We start from the raw sequence: 19,045 nt of genomic DNA, 5'->3' as shown, positions 1-19,045 counted from the left end.
GGCGTTTTGCAACGGCTACCGTGCGCCGACGGTGATCGTCACGCCGTCATCGGCGAAGCGCACGTCGCCGTCGTAGTGCTCGCCCAGCGAGTCGAGCATCTCCTCGTGTCGGCCCTCGGTATGGGGGTACAGGTGCGTCAGGTACACCCGTCCGACCTCGGCGTCCGCCTCGGTCAGCGCTTGGCCGAGTGCCATCGGCGTCGGGTGGTTCGACACGTCCACGTCGTCGGGGAAGGAGCAGTCGTGGACCAGCACAGCCGACCCGTCGGCGAACTCGACCAGGTCGGTGAACGCCTCGGAGTCTCCCCCCAGCGTGATCGTCGGCCCGTCGCCGACGGCGAGGCGATAGGCGAAACACTGCATCGAGTGGCGCGTTTCGAACGCCGCGCCGTCGAAGCCGGCGAGGTCGAACGGACCCTCGTCGAGGTCCCTGAGCGTCAGATCCAGTCGGTCCTCCATGTAGTCGTGGACCGACAGCAGGTCGTGGACCAACTGGCTCGTGCCGGGCGGCCCGGCCACCGTCAGGTCAGTCTCGCCGGCCAGCCACCGCGCTTTCATGAGCACGTCGAGGTCCGAGACGTGGTCGAGGTGGTGATGGGACAGCAAGACGGTATCGACGCCCTCGTACCCGGCTTCAGTCCGGGCGAGCGCGTGCAAGACGCCGCTGCCGCAGTCGACGAGCAGGCGGTTATCGCCGCTCTGGAGGAGGTAGCCGGACTGCATCCGGGTGCCGGTCGGCATGGCGCTGCCGGTGCCGAGGAACGTGAGGCGCATACCGGAGGACTGCGGGCGGAGGACAAAGGCGTTGGTGGAAGGGAGCGTCAGGGGATACCCGAACGGGGGAACCCATTCAGGGTGCGTCAGCGGAGAGGGCGGGGATGGCCGTCGGCGGGGACGACACCAGGGCGGACTCGGTCGGGGCAAGTCACCCGTCGACGGCGCACTTCGTCCTTCGACGGGGGATAGCAAAAGTCCACTCGTGGCTCAAAATCGATTTTTAGCGATAGCCGCTCCGGCCGAAACGGGCGTTCGACGGTCGGATGCCAGCCCACTTGTACGACCGCGACGAAGGCCGGCTATGAAGAAGTCACTCGACGAGCACGCGGAACGGTTCTCCGAACACGCCGCCGACTACGACGAGAGTCAGGACTCCGACGCGTACCGCGCCTGCGTCGACTTCGTCGTGAAACACGCTGCACCCGCGGAGGACGACGTGGTTCTCGACGTCGGGACGGGGACGGGCGCGATCGCGTTCGCCCTCGCGCCGGACGCCGGCGAAGTGATCGGCCGCGACATCAGCGAGGGAATGCTGGAGCAGGCCCGCGAGAAAGCCGCCGAACGCGGCGTCGACAACGTCTCGTTCGCCGAGGGGCGGTTCCGCGACCCGAACGTCGACGGGCCGGTCGACGTCGTCACGTCGAACTTCGCGATGCACCATCTCGGCGACGACGAGAAGCGCGACGCTATCGACGCGCTCGCCGCGCTGGAGCCGCGTCGAATCGTGCTCGGGGACGTGATGCTGTTCGGCGACGACGAGGCGGACGCCCCGTTCTACGACCCGGCGGTCGACGACCCGGCGACGTTCGGCCTGCTCGCCGACGCGTTCACCGACGCGGGCTACGCGCTGACGGCCGTCGAGATGGTCACCGAGCAGGCGGGCGTCCTGGTGGCCGAGCGGTCGGTCTAACGGGCGCTCAGCGGTACTCCGCGTAGGCCCAGTACGCGACGTACAGCGAGACCACCAGCAGGCCGCCGAGGAAGAACGCGACGCCGGGTTCGAGGCCGAACCCGCCGCCAGCCGCTTCCGTGGTCACCTGCCGCGCCTGCTCGGTCATCGCTTCGGCCGGCGTCGGTGCCGGCGTCGCCGGCGCTTCTGTCGCGGGTGCTGGCGTCTCCGTCGCCTCGGCAATCTGGAAACCGCCGTCACCGCCGTCGCCGCCGTCGGGTGTTGGCGTTCCCTGGGCCGCCACCGTCTCGTTCGTCGGCCCGCCGCCAGCCTGCACGTCGCTCTCCGATCCCGCACCGCTCGTCCCGGCGTCGCCGCCGCCCGCGCCGCTGGAGTCGAACTGGAACGGCACGCGACCGAGGAGTACCTGCATCATCACGCTGGCCGCCGTGAGGACTCCGACGACGGGGAGCACCCGCTGGACCAGCGAACGCAGCGAGCGCTTTCGCTCTCGCGTCCCAACGAACAGGACGAGCGGGTCGTCGGGGGGTTCGTACACCTTCATCTCCTGGCCTTTCTCGGAGTACTGGGTCCCGGCGACGGCGATGAGTTCCTCGTCTTCCAGTTTCTCAAGGTGGTAGGACACCTTCTGGATCGACATGCCGAGGCGGTCGGCCAGTTCAGAGGGCGTGCCCGGGTCGTCGTAGACCGCGTTGAGGATCTCCCGGGCGGTCTCGGAGGAGAGGGCGTCCAGAACGGCGGAGACGTCTTCGTCGACCCCGACGACCTGGAGCTCCCCGTCCTGAGAGGTGCTCGCGTCGGGACCGCGAGAGGGCAGCAAGGACATATCCGTTTCAGTGCCGCCCAGCGTAATGAATCTCGTGGAACCTCACAGCGCCGTTTGAGTCACGCCCCGCCGGCCGCGAGCGGCGCGTGCCGGCCCCGAGACAGCGGAACCCACTTGCCGTGTCGGCCCTACTGCCCGACAAGAGCCGACGATGGGAGGACGCGAGCGCCTGGCAGCGATTGACCCGGAGTTCGACCCGGACGCGGTCGACATCGACGACGGCGACGTGCTAGACCTGCTCGCGCCCGTCGTCAGAGAGTGGTGGGTCGAGCAGTTCGGCGAGTTCGTCCCCGGCAACGGCGGCTTCTTCACGCCGCCCCAGAAGGAAGCGATCCCGCTGATTCACGAGGGGGAGAACGCCTTGATCTGCGCGCCGACGGGGAGCGGCAAGACGCTCGCCTCCTTTACCGGCATCATCAACGAACTGTTCGCGAAGGCCCGTGCGGACGACCTGGAGAACTCGGTGTACTGCCTGTACGTCTCACCGCTGAAGTCGCTGGCCAACGATATCCACCGGAACCTCGAACGGCCGCTAGACGACATCACGGCAAAGCTCGACGACCGCGGGGAGGACGTGGACATCCGCCACGCCATCCGCCACGGCGACACCAGCGACAGCGAGCGTCAGGCGATGCTCGAAACCACGCCCCACATCCTCAACACGACGCCGGAGACGCTCGCCATCCTCCTCAACTCCCCCAAGTTCAAGGAGAAACTGGAGACCGTCGAGTACGTCATCGTCGACGAGATCCACAGCCTCGCGGAGAACAAGCGCGGGACGCACCTCTCGGTGTCGCTGGAGCGCTTAGAGGAGATGGTCGAGCAGTCGCCCACGCGCATCGGCTGTTCGGCCACCGTCGAGCCGCTCGACACCGTCGCGGAGTTCCTCGTCGGTCGCGAGACGCCGGGTGGCGACCCCCGCGACTACGAGATCGTGGACACGCGCTTCGCGCGGGACTTCGACGTCGAACTGTCGTGTCCGGCCGACGACCTCATCAACACGCCGCGGGACATCGTAACCGAGCGGTTCTACAAGCAACTCCACGAGCACGTTCAGTCCCACACGAACACGCTGGTGTTCACGAACACCCGGTCGGGGGCCGAGCGGGTGCTCCACAACCTCCGGGAGAAGTTCGACGCCTACGACGAGTCGAACTCCGGGTGTCACCACGGCTCGCTCTCGAAGGAGAAGCGCCGCGACGTCGAGGAGTCGCTGAAGGCCGGCACGCTCGACGTGGTGACGACCTCGACCAGCCTCGAACTCGGCATCGACATGCCCCACATCGACCTCGTCGTCCAGGTCGGCTCGCCCAAGTCGGTCGCCGCGCTCCTCCAGCGCATCGGGCGGGCGGGCCACCAGCTCGGCGAGACCGTCGAGGGCCGCGTCGTCGCGCTGGACCGCGACGAACTCGTGGAGTGCGCTGTGATGCTCCAGAAGGCCGAGTCGGGGTTCGTCGACCGGGTGTTCGTCCCCGAGAACGCACAGGACGTGGCGACCCAGCACGTCTACGGCATGGCCATCAATCGCGTCCGGCCCGAGCGAGAGGTCAAGGGCGTCCTGCGGCGGGCCTACCCCTATCGGAACTACACGGACGACGAGTGGGAACAGCTCATGCGGTACCTGACGGCGGACTACCCGGGGCTGGAGGACAAGAACGTCTACGCCAAGGTGTGGCGCGACGAGAATGACCCGCCCGATGGGGAGTACCACTACGAGGCGTTCGACGTGGGCGAACCGCTGCTGGGCAAGCGCGGCCGCCTCGCTCGCGTCATCTACATGACCAACATCGGCACGATTCCGGACTCCTTTACCTGCGACGTGATCACCCGCAGCGGCGACGACTGGGTCGGCCAACTGGACGAGTCCTACCTCGACACGCTGGAGACGGGCGACGTGTTCGTCCTCGGCGGCGACAACTTCGAGTACCGCTACCGGCGCGGGTCGAAGGTGTACGTCGACCGGACGGCCGCGCGGCCGACGGTCCCCTCGTGGTTCTCAGAGCGCCTGCCGCTGTCGTACGACCTCGGCCGCGAGATACTTGACTTCCAGCGGGACCTGCTCGACCGCCTCGAAGCCGGCGGGATGTCCGAGGTCCGCAACTGGCTCAGGACCTTCCCCGTCGACGAGAACAGCGTGCGGGCCATCGCGCGGATGTTCCGCGAGCAGGTCGCCTACGCCGGGGCCGACAGCGTCGCCACGTCGGACCGACTGGTCATCGAGGAGGCGCTGGACCACGACGAGTACGAGCGCCACTACTACGTCCACTCGAACTACGGCCGGCGGTTCAACGACGGGCTCTCGCGCCTGCTCGCCTACCGCATCGCGCAGGCGGCCAGCGCGAACGTCCAGGTCGCCGTCGCCGACAACGGCTTCACCCTCTCGATGCCGCTGAACCGCAAGGTCGACGTCGAGCGCATCCTCACCGACATCGACCCCGCGGTGGTCCGCGAGGACCTCCGGGCCAGCCTCGACGGGACGGACCTGCTCCAGCGGTACTTCCGCATCAACGCCACGCGCTCGCTGATGATCCTCAAGCGCTACAAGGGCTACGAGAAGTCCGCCAGCGAGCAGCAGGTCTCCTCGGAGATGCTGCTCGGGTTCGCACAGGATCTCGGCGAGTTCGCCGTCGTCGAGGAGACCTATCGCGAGATTCTGGAAGACAAGCTCCACGTCGACGGCGTCGTGGCGGTCCTCTCGAGCGTGCGCGACGGCGAGGTGGACGTGGTCAAGACGCGCGTCGACTCCCCATCTCCGCGAGCCTTCGGCCTCGCGACGCTGATGGCCAGCGACGTGGTGCTGGCCGAGGACGAGTCCGCGGTCCTCCAGGAATTCCACCGCCGCGTCCTCGACGAAATCGACGACGGGGATGCGGCAGTGGTCACGGACGACTGACCCCGTCGCGCGGTTCAGCTACCGTGGGAATAGTAATGGGCCGTGCTCACCAAGCCTGATACGCAATGGCACACCACACACACGAGAGCGACGAGGCCCACGACCGGACAGCGCCGGAGGCCGGACGCGTCCACGAGACGGTCGAATCGGGTATCGACGCCCGGGACGACTGGGCGTGTCGCCGCCGAAAGGGAATCCCGACCGACAAGCAACTGCTCGTCGTCGCGTGCATGGACGAGCGGATTCCCGTCGAAGACGTACTCGGTCTCTCGCTGGGGGACGCACAGATATTCCGGAACGCCGGCGGGAAGGTGACAGACGACGTGATCCGGTCGGCCGCGCTGACGACGCAGTTCTTCGACACGACGGAGATCATCGTCCTCAACCACACCGACTGCGGGATGATGAGCGCGTCCGACGAGGCCATCGTCGACGGGTTCCAGGCCGCGGTAAACGGCGACCTCTCGGACCTCACGCTCGACCCGTCGCTCCCCGAACTGAACATCGGCGACGCGTCCATCGCTGAGTGGGTCCGGATGACCGACGACATCGACGTGGCCTGCGCCGCCCAGGTGGAGTACTTAGAGAACCACGACCTGATTCCCGAAAACGTCACCGTCAGCGGCTACGTGTACGAGGTCGAGAGCGGCCACCTCAGACGGCCCGGCGAGCGGATCAGCGAGAACGTAAATGAGCGCGCCTGAGACGCCCGTATCTGGGAAATCCGCCTGTCGCGCCGACCCGCTCCCGCGGCCGAAGCCCAACCGTTAATCCCCGCCCGCCCCCTCGAACCGGGTATGGAGAGGCTCCACCCCCGCGTGCGACTCCTGTGGGCGCTGTCGTCCGTCCTTCGGACCACCGTGCTCGCGGCCATCGCGCTGGCCGTCGACCGGTTCTTCGTCGCGCTCCCGCAGACGGCCATCGCCGCCGGGTGGCTCGTTCTCGCCGCCGCGGGCGTCGGCCGCGCGCTGCTCGCCCACCGCATCTGGCGCTTCGAGTTACAGGACGACGCGCTCTTTCTGATACGCGGGGTGGTGACCCGGACCGACACGTCGGTCCCGTACGTCCGGGTCCAGCACGTAGACACCACGCGCGGCCCCATCGAGCGCTCGGTCGGCCTGGCGAGCGTCGTCGTCTACACGGCCGGCTCTCGCGGCGCTGACATCACCATTCCCGGCCTCCGCCCCGAGCGAGCGACAGAACTGCGCGAACGGCTCCGCGACCTCGCCATCGAGAGCGAGGCCACCGACGCGGTATGACGCGGCTGCATCCCCGCAGCGCCGTCGTCCGCGTCGCCCGCGGCGCGCTCCAGGGCGCGTTCTTCGGGTTCTTCGCAGGCTCCGTCGGCGCGGGCACGGCGTTCCTCCCGGCACTCTCGGTCCCGCTCGTCGCGGTGTTCGGCGCGCTGCTCGGCGGCGGCTACGCGCTGGCGCGCTATCTCCGCTTTCGCTACGAACTCGACGGCGACACGCTCAGCGTCGAGTCCGGCGTGTTCGCCCGGCAGTCCCGCCAGATTCCGCTCGGCCGCGTCCAGAACGTCGACGTGGAGCAGAACGTCGTCAACCGGCTCCTCGGACTCTCAGTCGTGCGATTCGAGACGGCCGGCGGCAGCGCGACCGAGGCCACGCTCGACGCCGTCGAGGAGTCTGAGGTCGAACGACTCCGGAACTACGTCCGTCGGCGCGACCGCGAGACGGCGGCCGAATCGGGATCCGAGACGGAGGCGGCCCGGCCGGACGCAAGCGAGCCGACGGACGACGCACTCGCAGGTGAGGACCGCGGAGAGCCGACCGGTTCGTTTGCCGGCACTTCCACCGACTCGGAACCGGACGGCGAACTCCTGTTCGAGTTCGGCTGGCGCGAACTGCTCACCTACGCCGTCGTCTCGGTGCGCCCCGCCGCGCCCGTGCTGACGCTCGCCGGCCTGCCGCTCGGAATGGATATCGTCCGGGTCGTACTGGGGTTCAACGCCGACCTCGTCGGCGTGACCGAGTCCGTGCTCCCGTGGCTGTTCGGGTCGCCCGAAGGCACCCAACTGCTCGTCTTCGCTGCCGTGACGGTCGCGCAGTTCCTCCTGGTCGCGCTCGTGGTCAGCGTCGTCCTGACCGTCGTGGAGTACCACGGCTTCCGGCTGACGCGAGCGAACGGCGACCTCCGCTACGAGCGCGGCCTCCTCCGGCGCTACAGCGGGAACATCCCACTGGAGAAGGTCCAGACGCTCACCGTCCGCGAGAACGTCCTGATGCGGCGGTTCGGCTACGCCTCGCTCGTCGTCGAGACGGCGGGCTACAGCGGCGGCGACCAGCAGTCCACCCAGGGCGTCGCGGTCCCGCTCGCCGCCCGCGACGAGGTGTCCGAACTGGCCCGCGACATCGAGCCGTTCGGCGACCTCGACTTCGAGCGCCCGCCCGAGCGCGCCCGGCGGCGCTACGCCGCCAGGTTCTCACTGGCCGCCGCCGGGCTGACCGCCGTTGCGTACGCGGCAGATTCGCTGGTCTTCGAAACGGGGTACTGGTGGGTCGCCCTCGCGCTCTTCCTGCCGGTCCTGCCGGCCGCGCACCTCCGCTGGCGACACCGCGGCTTCGACCTCGACGACCACGTGCTGGCGACGCGAAGCGGCTTCTGGCGGCGGACCACCCGCATCGTCCCGTACTACCGGCTCCAGACGGTGTTCGTCACCCGGTCGCCGTTCCAGCGCCGCCGCGACCTGGCGACGGTCGGGGCCGACACGGCCAGTTCGTCGAGCCTGCTCGGCGGGGTCGCACGAGCGTACGACCTCGACGAGAGCGTGGCGGTCGAACTCAGAGAAGAACTCCGGCGCCGCCTCACCGCGCACATCGCGGCGCGACGGCGGGGCGACGCGGCGGACGACGAGGGAGCGGAGGCCGGTGACCGCTTGGATACGGACGAATCAGTGGCGAGCGAAAAGGGGGCGACAGACGACGACGGGATGTCGACCGACGACAGGATGTCGACCGACGACGGAGCGGCGACCGACGACGAGTAGTCAGCCCCGCGCCCACTCGACCATCCGGCCGTACACCTCGTCGGTCGCCAGCGCGTCGGCGTCGCCGACGAGGACGAGCGCCTTCTTCGCCCGCGTCAGCGCGACGTTGATGCGGCGGTAGTCCTCGAAGATGGGGCCGTCGAGCGCGCCCGTCGCGACGAAGGAGACGACGATGACCTCCTTGCTCGACCCCTGGAAGCGGTCCACCGTGTCGACGGCCACGTCCGGGAGCCGCCTGGTAATCTCTGCGACCTGCGCGCGGTACGGCGCGATGACGCCGATGTCGTCCGCGGGCACGCCGGCCTCGCGGTAGGCTGCCACGACCTCGGCGACGGCGTCGGCCTCGGCGGGGTTCGTGTTCCCCCGCTGGCTCCCGTCGGGGTCGACAAAGGAGACACGGTCGCGGAGGTGGGCCGGCAGCGCGTCCAGCGAGACGCCGTCGAGGTGGTCGATGCGCTGGGCGGCTACCTCGCCCGTCGCGGGCCGCAACTGCCCGTCGTAGAACTCGCGGGAGGCGAACGCCTGGATGTGCTGGGCCATGCGGTACTGGCGGTCCAGCATGACGCCGGCCTCGGGGTGGGCGTCGATCAGGCGCTCGAACAGCGAGGTCGACAGCGTCTCGTCCTCGGACTGGACCACCGGGGGCAGTTGCTGGTGGTCGCCGACGAGGACGAAGCGATCGGCCAGCGTCGTCGCGGCGAGCGTCCCCGGTTCGGTCAGCTGGCCCGCCTCGTCGACGACGGCCACGTCGAATGCCTGGGTCTGGAGCGTCGTCCCGCCGCAGGTGGCGGTCGTCGCCGCGACCACCTGCGCGTTCTGGAGGCGGCCTGCGCACTCCCCCGGGTCCCCGCTGGTCTCCAGGCGGTACTGTTGCATGTCCTCGCGGACGCCGCTCTCGGTCCCCACGCGGACGATGTCGGTGAAGCCCTGGTCTTCCAGCGCCTCGATGAGGTTGTCGACGGCGCGGTTCGTGAACGCCGAGAGGAGGACGCGGTCGCCGCGAGCAACTAAGGCCCGCACCATCCGGGCCAGCGTGTAGGTTTTGCCCGTTCCGGGCGGGCCGTGGACGAGCGCGAAGTCCTCGGCCCCGACGGCCAGCCCGACCGCCTCGTTCTGGGCGTCGTTGTTGTCGATGAACGTCTCGTCGACGGCGTCGAACTCGGGATCGCGCCGGCCGAACAGCACGTCCTTGTCCTCGGCCGACTGGAGCAACAGCGCGTCGTGGAGCGCGTTCTGGAGGCGGTCGGTCGTCAACTCCGAGGGGTACACGTCGAGCCGTCGAAGGTCGAGGGGCTCGTCTGCGGTGACGACCACCTCGTCGTCGAGGCGTTCGACCCGCGCCAGTTCTGCGTTCCCCGTCACCGGGTCGCCGTCGCTGGCGAGCACGAGGTTCCCCTCGCGGATCTTCGAGACGGCCCCCGTCGCCGTCGCGCGGAGTTCCCAGCGGCCGCCGTCGAGTTCGCGGCGACCGGCGGGTTCGAGGTCGACGAGCGCGCGGTCGTCGTCGGCCCGTTCCTCGGGCGTCTGCTCCCAGAGCTTCGCGTACTCGCGGTGGACGGCGCGGCGCTCTGCCTCGATGGCCTCGTAGAACCGCTCGAAGTACTCGCGCTCCGCGTCCGGGATCGCCCGCCCGACCTGGCCGGCCTTGGACTCCTGGCCGAGGCGGCCCGAGACGGCCATGCAGGTGTCCTGCTCGAAGCAATACTCGCACTTGGCGTTGGCCTCGTAGCCCGTCGGCACGCCCGCGTCGTACTCCATCGCCGCGATCTCGTTGCGAGCGCGGACGACGTAGTTCAGCAGGCCGCTGCCGATGGAGAACTCCTTTGCGGGCGAGAGATCGCCGCTCTCTTCGTTTCGGTCCACGGCGGCGTTCTTCGTGTACAGGAGCGTCCCCGTGTTCGGCGCTGCCTCGACGGCGCTCTCACCGTCTCCCGCCGCGCGCTCGCCGAGCATCAGGGCATACGCTGTCGCCTGGATCTTGTCCTGAAAGCGCGGTTCGCGCTTCGTGTTCTTGCCGGTCTTGAGTTCGACCGGCATCCCCCGGCGGACGGCGTCGGCCCGCCCCTTCATGCCGAAGCGCTCGGAGATGAGCGTCATCTCGGAGCGCCACTCGCTCTCCGCGGGACTGAAGTCCCGCTCCGAGTTGTCAGCGGCTGTCGCCGCTCTATCCGCTTCCGTGAGCGTCCCCTGCTGGAGCCAGCCCTGGATGGCCGCGGCGTGGTCGCGCACGTCGCCGGCCACCTCGTCGGCCTCGCGGCCCAGCAGGCCGATCGACAGCCCTGCCGCCTCGACCTGCTCCGCGATGGCCTCGTCCATGTCCCGGCCCCGCAGGAGGTCACCGAACACCTCGTGGACGACGGTCCCCTTCACCAGCGGGTAGGCGTGGTCAGCGCCGTCGAGCTTGTTGAGGTAGTACATCCGTGGGCACTGCACCCACGACCGGATGTCGGTCACGTCGACGAGGAAGTCCGGCTCCACGACGAGGGTGGCGTCGCCGCCGACGGAGTACTGCTGTTCGCCCCGGTACTCCCGCTCGTCGGGGTTGTAGACGGCGACTTCCATGCCGGGTTCGATGACCTCGGCGGTCTCGGTCCACTTGCCCCAGAGCGTCACCGTCGTCGGCTCGCCGGCCCCGCGCTCCGGCCGAATCGTCAGTTCACAGAGTTCGCTCTCGCCGTACTGCGTGTTCACGGTCTTCGGGTCCGCCGCGTCGACGACAACGCCGCGGACGCGCTCCTCGCTCATCGCTCGGCCCTCCCCAGTTGCACGGCCGCACCGAGGCGGCGGAGCCTCAAAAGTCGTTCGCGCTCGCGCTCACTCGCCGTCATCGTCGGCCGACTCGCGCCCGAGGTTGGTGTCGGGGCCGACGGCGTTTGCTTCGAGCGTCTCCAGGGCCACGTCTTCGAGTACGTCCTCGCTCGTGGCGTCCAGGTTCACCGGGGGCGCGCGTCCCGCCTCGTTGGCCTCGACCCAGCGAGGGACGCAGACGCACCAGCTGTCGCCTGGCTCAAGCCCCGGGAAGTTCAGGTCCGGGCGCGGCGTCACCAGGTCGTTTCCCTGGGCCTTGCTGTACTCCAAGAACTCCGCGGTCATCACCGCGCAGATCTCGTGGCGACCGGGGTCGCGCTGCAGGGGGTAGCAGTAGCCGTCGCGCATGAACCCCGTCATCGGGTCCGTCGAACAGGGGCTCAGTTCCCCGCCGAGGACGTTCCGTTCGCTCTCCATGCCACCCCTCGCCGTTCCGGCGGGTAAAGGCGTTCGACTGTCGGAGACGCGACCGCTCCGATGGCCGTCACTCCTCCGCGTCCGCCGCTTCCGCGCCAGCCTCTGTGTCGGCCTCCCCGACCGGCGGCGCGTCCGGCGAGACCGCCGGGACGTCGACGGCGGACAGCGCCGACTGGACCACGTCGGCCGGTTCGGTCCCCTCGACGGTGGCCTCGGTCGTCAGGACGACCCGGTGAGCCATCGTCGCCGTCGCCAGTCGCTTCACGTCGTCCGGCGTGGCGTAGGTGCGGCCGCCGATGACCGCGCTGGCGCGGACCGTCTCGAACACGCGCTGGACGCCGCGCGGTGAGACGCCGATTTTGGTCCGACGGTCCTCGCGCGTCCGCCGAGCCAAGTCGACGATGTAGCGCCGGACCTTCGTGTCGACGCGCACGTCTTCCACGAGGTCCCGCAGGGCGCGCACCGTCTCGGGGTCGACTGCGGGTTCGACGGAGGGCGAAATCGTCCGCCGGTTGGCTCGCTGTTCCAGCAGCCCCATCTCGCCGTCCACGTCGGGGTAGCCGAGCGACGTCTTCACGCTGAAGCGGTCGCGCTGGGCCTCGGGCAGTCGGAAGGTCCCCTCCTGCTCGACGGGGTTCTGGGTGGCCACGACGACGAAGGGCTCCGGCAGGTCGCGGGTAGTCCCATCGACGCTGACCTGTCCCTCCTCCATCGCTTCGAGGAGGGCGGCCTGGGTCTTCGGCGGCGCGCGGTTGATCTCGTCGGCCAGCACGACGTTCGCGAACACCGGCCCCTCGGCGAACTCGAAGCTCCGGTCGTGTTCGTTGTAGACGTTCGACCCGGTCACGTCGGCCGGGAGCAGGTCCGGCGTGAACTGGAGGCGATTGAATCCGAGTCCGAGCGACTCCGCGAGGACCCGCGCGAGGACCGTCTTGCCCGTGCCGGGAACGTCCTCGACGAGGACGTGGCCCCGCGCTAAGACCGCGGCGAGCGTCTCGAACAGGACCCGCCGCTCGACGACCACCGCTTCCTCGACGCGCTCGACGATGTCGAGACAGCGGTCGGACGCCGCCTCGACGCTCAGTGCCTTCGGTGACTCGGCCATGCGTTTTTCTCGCACCCTTCGACCATGAATCTATGCACTCTCTCGTCGGCAGTGTTTAGGTAAGAGAAAGCGACCGCAAACAGCCAGAAAGCCCCCGGTTTCTCAGCTCCCGCGACTCGCTGTCGTTCGGAAGACCGGAGGTCTTCCGTGATGACGAGAGACCGTAGGTCTCTCGAACCACGCTCGCGTAGCGTGCTTGCGTCGTCGGGGTTCGCTGAGAAACCGGCCCCTTTCAGTCCCGCCCCTGCCGGCTGCCCAACCGGCTACGGGTGGGACTGAAAGGGGCGGCTGGCTGAACGACGGCGGGCGACCTAAGCACCGCAGGCCGGAGGCCGAGGAGCGCAACGAGCCCCCCGAGTTCAGCCAGCCGGGGCTTTCTGGCTCTCTGCACTGCTGATTGCTAAACTAAACACCACCCCTTCGTCGCACCGAACCACGGCACGCGTTACCCGCGGAGCGTCGCGAGCAACAGGAGGACGCCGACGGCGGCGATGCCCATCGTCTCCGGCGACCCGACGGCCGTCCCGACGGATTGCCTGGCCAGTTCGAGCGCCGACACCCCGGCGACGCCGAGGAGGCCGACCCCGACGGCGAACGCGCCGTGGTACAGTTCGAGCCGTTGCGTCTCCGGGCGATGGCCCAGTTCGGCCGTCAGGCCCAGTCCGAAGGTCCCGACGTCCCACGCGACGAGGCCGGCCGCGACGCCGCCGAAGACCAGGGTCGATGGGAGGCCGGCCTGCGCCGCGCCCACGCTCGCACAGACGAGGCCGGCGGCTGTCAGTGCCGGCGGTCCCGCGCGTTCGGGGACGAGACCGAGTCGGAGCGCGACGAGCACGAGGACGGCGACTGCGAACACCCCGAGCGGGAGCAGGAGCGCACCGAAGGTCACTGCGACCGGACCGAGGGTCGAGCCGACGCCGAGACGCAAGCCGACCGGCGAGAGCAGCAGGAGGTAGCCGACCGCCGCGATGGCAGCGCCGACGGTCCGGGTCGACGCCGCGTCGAACTCCGTGGTGAGCGTCCGAACGACGACCGCGCCCAGTCCCGACAGGAGCGCGAGCAGCGCGACGCCCGCGAGCGACGCGAAGGCGACGCGAGAGGACAGCAGACCGAGGACGACGCTCCCCGGCGGCGTCGACAGCATTCGCAGGACCGGAGCGAACAGGGCCGCAAGCGGGAGCGTGAGCGCGGCCGCGCCGGCCACCAGCGCCACGAGGCGGAGCGCGCGCTTGCCCTGCGCCACCGAGCGCGCGGTCGCGTCCCGGCGGCTCCGCGCCGCCAGTTCGACGAGCGGCAGTTGCGTGACCGCGAAGTACACGCAGGCCGTGGCGGCGAGCGCGAGGACGAACAGGCCGGCGAGGCTTGCTGCCGGCGACGCCCCGCCCGCCGCGGTCGTCAGCGCCGTCCAGCAGAGCCACGCCAGGGCCGCGACGAAGGCGAGCAGTATCACCGCGACGACCCCGAAGAAGTACGAGATGACGCTGCTCGTCGTCGCCGACGCCAGCGTCTCGCGGTCGAACACGTCGGCCCAGCCAGTCGTCACGCCGACCAGCGCCAGCGTGACGCCGAGCAGGAGCGGCGTCTCGACGGACAGGGAGACGAACAGGGCGAGGACGCCCGACGCCGCCGGGAGGAAACAGAGGTGGCCCGCGACGGTCGGGGCGAGCGCCTCCCGGTCGAGGAGCGCGACGCCAGCTGTCGCCACGCCCGTCAACAGCGCGAGGCCGGCGAACAGCCGCGGGTCACCGGACAGGACGCCCGTCGCAAGCGCGAACGCGACGACGAGCAGCGCCGCGAGCGTGAGACTGGTCGCCCGTGGACGCCCCTCGTCGCCGACGGCCGAGGGCGTGTCGAGCCGCGGACCGAGGACCATTCAGCCGCCACCTCCCGGCCGGACGCGCCCGTCCGGTCGCCGCGCCTCGACGGCGAAGGCGGATTCCAGAATCAGCGCCAGCGGCGTCCCGCGTCGCCAGTCGATGGCGCGCGCGCCGCCGGTCTGACACCGGGCGAGCCGTGTCCGCCGACGGACCTGCTCGTACTGCCCGCTGACCGTGTTCGCAGCGGTCACGTCCGGCGAGAGGACTGTCAGCGGCCGGTCGACCGCCGCCCAGGTCTCGACGGCGCGAACCGGCTCGTCGTCGAGGAGCGGTGACACCGCGACGAGCTGAGTCCGCGGCCCCGCGAGATCGAGCACCTTTCGGAACTGCCGCTCGGCGTCGGCCGTTTCGTCCGTCTCGGTTTCCCTGTCGTTCCCGCTCGCGGCCGCGTCGACGGCCGATTCGAGGAGCGAGAGCGCACGCGCCCGGTGGTCGCGTCCCTCGCCGGGTTCGAGCCACGCGAGGCCCGCCGGCCCGTCGCCGTCGACACCCACGACCGCCACGCCGACCCGGTGGCCGGCACGCAGCAGCGATGCCAGGGCGCGCGTCGTCGCGTAGCCACCGAGTTCGACGGCCGACGGGCGACCGGGACCGGCGGCGACGCGCGACGGGGCGCGGGCGTCGAGGACGAACACGACCGCGGTCGACACCCACCGCTCGTAGTTCACCGTCGCGAGCGTCCCCCGCTTGGCGTAGCCCCGCCAGTCGATGCGGCCGGCGTCGTCGCCCCGGCGGTACTCCCGGGTCGAGTGGAACGCGGAACCGTCCCCGGGTTCGTCGGTCGCCAGTTGGCCGACGCGGTCGCTCCCCCGGTCGGACAGCGGCGGTGCGTCGGCGTCGAGGCGACAGACGAGCCTGTCGTCGCCCACGGGCGGACGCGCCGCGGTCGCGACCGCGCCGGCCCCGGTCCCGCGAACGCGGACCCGCGGCGAGTCGAAGTCGTGTTCACCGCGGCGGGCGACGACCGTGTAGTCGAGCGTGAACGCTTCCCCGGCCGCCAACGTCTCGCCGCCCCGGGGCGACCCGTCGAGGACCGCCAGGTCGGTCGGAACGCCGTCGACGACGCGCACGTCGGAGAGCGGGCGGCCGGACTCGTTTCGGACAGTCAGCGAGACGGAGACCGGACGGCCCGGCGGGGCCGTCGACGGGTCGATAGACCGGGTGACGACCAGATCGTCGGGGACTGCCGCGGTAGAGGCCGCCCCGTAGGCGAGGTATCCGAGCGGGAGCGTCGCGGCCAGGAGGAGCGTGCCGCTCCCCTGCCAGAGGCCGGCCCCGGCGAGTGCCACCGCGGCGGCGACGGCTCCGCGCCACCGCGGACGCCTGCGGGCCATCAGTCAGATACCCCCGTACCGACGTCGCGCCAGTCGGCGTCGCCCGGCGGTTCAGTCTCGTCGGTCGGTCCCGTCTCGTCGGTCCCCTCGCCGTGCGCGTGGTCTTCGCCTCCTTCGTGCTCGGCCGCCGCGAACTCGCGCCGGGCCAGCGCGCCGTCGACGGATCGCTGGAGGCTCCCGTCGGCCGCGCGTCGGAGGTCGTCGACGGTGGGTGTGAGGACGGGCACCGGTCGCGGGGCGCGCTGGCCGACGACTGCCGGAAGCGCCTCGTCGGCCGCGACGCCGACGGCGGCCATCGCTCGCGCGCTCCGACGGCGGACGGCCTGCTCCGGGAACAGCCAGTCGCGGACCCGGGCGCGCAGCGGCCGGTCCGGGGGCGTGACGGTCTCGTCCAGCACCGCCGCCGCGACCGGGTCGTCGGTCCACGTGCCCGCGGCCAGTTCGTCCCGCACGTCGTCGGGGTCGCGACCGCCCTGGACCAGCGCATCGACCAGCGCCGCCCGGAGGGGTTCGCGGACCGATTCGAGGCTCTCCGCGACCGTCGCTCCGCCGCGTGCCCGCGCGGCCGCCGCCTCGACGTGTTCGACCATCGCGGTCCCGGAGATCCGCTGGTCGGCCGGCGTCGTCTCCGGCGGGTCGGAGACGAACTCGTCCGCTTCAGACCACGGGGCGGGTGAAACCGCCGGGCCGTCCGGCCGTCGCCAGAGCTTCCAGCCGGCGACGCAGAGACCGAGGAGGACGACGAGCGCGCCGAGGGCCCCCGGGCCGTCGGCCGGCGGTTTGGGGGCGCCGGTGAGGGCCAGGAACGTGCCGCCGGCGACCAGCACGAGGCCGACGCCGACAGTGCCCGCGACGACGACCGCGCGCCGCCTCATCGCTCGTCCTCCCGCCGGCGGGCGTCGACGAGCGCGTCGTAGGCGTCCCGGGCGCGGTCTCGGTGGCTCTCGGACGGTTCGCCGCCGTACTCGACCTCGCGGAACGCGCGCGTCAGCGCCTCAACCGGTTCGCGCGGCAGCCCGCGTTCGATGGCGGCCCGCGACACCTCGGCGGGCGTCCGGGTACGCCAGCCGCGTGGTGCGATCCACCGGGCGAACGCTCGCCAGAGGGCGCGCAATGACGCGGGCGCGTCGTCAGACTCGGTCGACGATTCGCCTCTCTCGACGGTTTCGCCCGTGTCGGACTCGGAAGCGGTCGGCGACGAGTCCCGGGGCCGCCGCCAGAGGAGGGCGAGACTGCTGACGATTGCCAGCGCCGCCGCCGTCACCAGGCCGCCGCCGACACCCCAGCGGACAACCGAGAGCGCCACGCCCGCGCCGGACAGGCCGACGGCGACGACGCGGCGGACGGTGAGCGCGGCGCTGAGACGGCAGGCGGTTCGGCGACACATCGAGCGGAGCCAGCCCCACAGTCGCCCGCCCAGGGCCGACGGCGAGAGTGAAAGCGAGCGGAGCCACGCCGCGGCGCGGGCCACGAGGCGACCCAGCCGCGAGAGTGCCGCTTCGAGGCCCGTCGCGACGCGGAGGGCCGTTCGCCGGGCCCAGTCGGTGACGCGGGTGAGCATCGTGACGGCCGACTCGCCGCCCGACGCGGCCGTGGTCCGGTATCGGTAGAGGACGGCGACGCCGACTGCGCCGAGCGCGATGGCCAGTCCGTCGTGCTCCCAGAGGACGAACGCGAGGTAGAGCACGTCGAACGCCGCCCAGGCGACACCGAGCCGTCGGGCCGCGCCGCGGTCGTACAGGAACGCGGCGGCCGCCACCGTCACCGCCGCCAGGACGAGCAGGACCGCCGTCACCACGATGGTCCCCGCGTAGACGGGCCACAGCGTGGTGGTGGCGGTCTGGCGCTCCGTCGCGACCGTCACCGTCGCCGACGGGTCTGCGGGGAGCACGAACGCGAGCGAGCCGTTCGGTCCGGTCGCCCCGAGGTTGCGCCCGTCGACAGCCACCGTCGCGTCGGCGACCGGTTCCCCGTCTCTCGTCGCGGTGACCGACGCGGGCTCGCCCGGGACCGGCAGTCCCTCGCCGGGGTCGACGCGCACGCCGAGGTCGAGCACGTCGACGCGCCTGCTCCCGTCGAACGCCCCGCGCTGGACCGCGACAGAGACGGCGTCGCGGTCGGGCACCGCCAGCTGGTAGCGTCCCTCCCCATCCGTCTGACCCACGCGCTCGCCGGCGACGGAGACGTTCGCGTGGCGCATCGGCACGCCCTCGACTGTCGCGACGAGGGTGACCGTCGACCCGGGATACGGGTCGCCGACGACGGACACGTTGACCCGTCCGTAGACGCCGTACCGTCCGGTCGAGTTGTCGGCCGGCGGCTGCTGGTCGGCGGCCGTCGCCCGTCCGGCATGCTCTTGCGTGCTGACGACGACCGCTTTCTGACCGGCCACGCTCGCCCCATCCAGCGACGTGGAGAGCGGTTCGAACTGCCGGTTCGAATCGCCGTCCGCGGCCGTCCGCCGGAAGAACTCACAGGGAGTCCCGCCCGGCGTCTCGACGGTCACGTTCAGTCGCCGCTGGTAGGGGACCCGTCCGGTCGCCCGCCCGTCGTCGTCGGTGCGGCCGACGTAGCGGTCGTTGAACCAGACGCGCGTCGACGCGGCCGGCCGGAGGTCCTGATACACCTGCACCGTGAGGTCCGCGCCCGGGGTCGGACGGCGCTCGACGACGACGCCACAGCCCTCCGCCGCCGGCGGTTCGTCACCGGGAATCGGTATCGGTTCGCCGTCGCCGGTCACCCGACCGCCGTCCCCGTCAGTGGGTCGCGTCGCTCGGTCTGAGGCCTCGCCGGCAGGTGTGGCGGTTGGAACGCCCTGTCTCACGTCGTCGCCGGACGGAGTGGCCCCTGCGCCTCCCGGTACGGCCGGCGGGGCGAGAAACGCCGCGACGACCAGTCCGACGAGACTCAGCCCGACCAGCGCCAGCTGTCGCCGGTCGACGTCTCCCCCTCGATCGGTCGCTGATTCCGTGTTCACTGGTACCCTCTCTCCGGTCGCACCCACGCCGACCGGACTCGCTGTTGTTTTCACCGTAATTTGCGTGAGAGCTAATCAATCCCCGGTATGGTTTCCGCCGACGGCAGGGGTGTG

The 19,045-nt window shown here is 70.7% G+C and carries 14 protein-coding genes; 5 read left to right on the top strand and 9 right to left on the bottom strand.

Annotation, left to right across the window (positions count from 1 at the left end; all coding sequences use genetic code 11):
- Window positions 1–15: 15 nt before the first annotated feature.
- Window positions 16–774 carry an MBL fold metallo-hydrolase gene (locus ACOZ4I_RS08105; protein WP_424004666.1) on the bottom strand — a complete coding sequence of 253 codons (759 nt, stop codon included), beginning with the start codon at window positions 772–774 and terminating at the stop codon, window positions 16–18.
- Between the two features lie 304 nt (window positions 775–1,078).
- Between ACOZ4I_RS08105 and ACOZ4I_RS08100 the strand changes: the two genes are divergently transcribed.
- Window positions 1,079–1,687 (top strand): class I SAM-dependent methyltransferase, encoded by a 609-nt coding sequence (locus tag ACOZ4I_RS08100; protein WP_424004665.1) that lies wholly within the window; start codon window positions 1,079–1,081, stop codon window positions 1,685–1,687.
- Window positions 1,688–1,694: 7 nt separating this feature from the next.
- On the opposite strand, the gene ACOZ4I_RS08095 is transcribed toward ACOZ4I_RS08100, so the two are convergent.
- Window positions 1,695–2,513: an ArsR/SmtB family transcription factor gene (locus tag ACOZ4I_RS08095; RefSeq protein ID WP_424004664.1), complete on the bottom strand. Its 819-nt coding sequence runs from the start codon at window positions 2,511–2,513 to the stop codon at window positions 1,695–1,697.
- 151 nt (window positions 2,514–2,664) lie between these two features.
- Between ACOZ4I_RS08095 and ACOZ4I_RS08090 the strand changes: the two genes are divergently transcribed.
- The 4 genes from ACOZ4I_RS08090 (at window position 2,665) to ACOZ4I_RS08075 (ending at window position 8,413) form a co-directional block, all read left to right on the top strand.
- A complete protein-coding gene (locus tag ACOZ4I_RS08090; protein ID WP_424004663.1) occupies window positions 2,665–5,406 on the top strand; it encodes an ATP-dependent helicase in 2,742 nt (913 codons plus the stop codon).
- A 65-nt stretch (window positions 5,407–5,471) separates the two neighbouring features.
- Complete coding sequence (locus ACOZ4I_RS08085; RefSeq protein ID WP_424004662.1) at window positions 5,472–6,110, top strand: beta-class carbonic anhydrase; 639 nt, start codon at window positions 5,472–5,474, stop codon at window positions 6,108–6,110.
- Between the two features lie 93 nt (window positions 6,111–6,203).
- Complete coding sequence (locus ACOZ4I_RS08080) at window positions 6,204–6,665, top strand: PH domain-containing protein (protein WP_424004661.1); 462 nt, start codon at window positions 6,204–6,206, stop codon at window positions 6,663–6,665.
- Window positions 6,662–8,413, top strand: coding sequence for a PH domain-containing protein (locus tag ACOZ4I_RS08075; protein WP_424004660.1), 1,752 nt, complete (start codon window positions 6,662–6,664; stop codon window positions 8,411–8,413). Before ACOZ4I_RS08080 ends, ACOZ4I_RS08075 begins: the two co-directional genes overlap by 4 nt.
- On the opposite strand, the gene ACOZ4I_RS08070 is transcribed toward ACOZ4I_RS08075, so the two are convergent.
- The 7 genes from ACOZ4I_RS08070 to ACOZ4I_RS08040 form a co-directional block, all read right to left on the bottom strand.
- A complete protein-coding gene (locus tag ACOZ4I_RS08070; RefSeq protein ID WP_424004659.1) occupies window positions 8,414–11,158 on the bottom strand; it encodes an AAA domain-containing protein in 2,745 nt (914 codons plus the stop codon).
- 69 nt (window positions 11,159–11,227) lie between these two features.
- Window positions 11,228–11,638, bottom strand: a complete 411-nt coding sequence (locus ACOZ4I_RS08065) for a DUF2237 family protein (RefSeq protein ID WP_424004658.1) — start codon at window positions 11,636–11,638, stop codon at window positions 11,228–11,230.
- Between the two features lie 67 nt (window positions 11,639–11,705).
- Window positions 11,706–12,743: an AAA family ATPase gene (locus ACOZ4I_RS08060; protein ID WP_424004657.1), complete on the bottom strand. Its 1,038-nt coding sequence runs from the start codon at window positions 12,741–12,743 to the stop codon at window positions 11,706–11,708.
- Window positions 12,744–13,188: 445 nt separating this feature from the next.
- Window positions 13,189–14,616, bottom strand: a complete 1,428-nt coding sequence (locus ACOZ4I_RS08055) for a DUF7519 family protein (protein ID WP_424004656.1) — start codon at window positions 14,614–14,616, stop codon at window positions 13,189–13,191.
- Entirely contained in the window at window positions 14,617–15,954 is a 1,338-nt protein-coding gene (locus tag ACOZ4I_RS08050; RefSeq protein ID WP_424004655.1) for a DUF58 domain-containing protein, read from the bottom strand.
- Window positions 15,954–16,829, bottom strand: a complete 876-nt coding sequence (locus ACOZ4I_RS08045) for a DUF7269 family protein (RefSeq protein ID WP_424004654.1) — start codon at window positions 16,827–16,829, stop codon at window positions 15,954–15,956. Before ACOZ4I_RS08045 ends, ACOZ4I_RS08050 begins: the two co-directional genes overlap by 1 nt.
- A complete protein-coding gene (locus tag ACOZ4I_RS08040; protein ID WP_424004653.1) occupies window positions 16,826–18,931 on the bottom strand; it encodes a DUF4129 domain-containing protein in 2,106 nt (701 codons plus the stop codon). The genes ACOZ4I_RS08045 and ACOZ4I_RS08040 overlap by 4 nt, the downstream gene beginning before the upstream one ends.
- Window positions 18,932–19,045 lie beyond the last annotated feature (114 nt).

The sequence above is a fragment of the Haloarcula salina genome (assembly GCF_049603855.1).
Classification (GTDB): Archaea; Halobacteriota; Halobacteria; order Halobacteriales; family Haloarculaceae; genus Haloarcula; species Haloarcula salina_A.
Note: the sequence above shows the minus strand (reverse complement) of the source record. Positions and strands in the feature narration are given on the sequence as shown.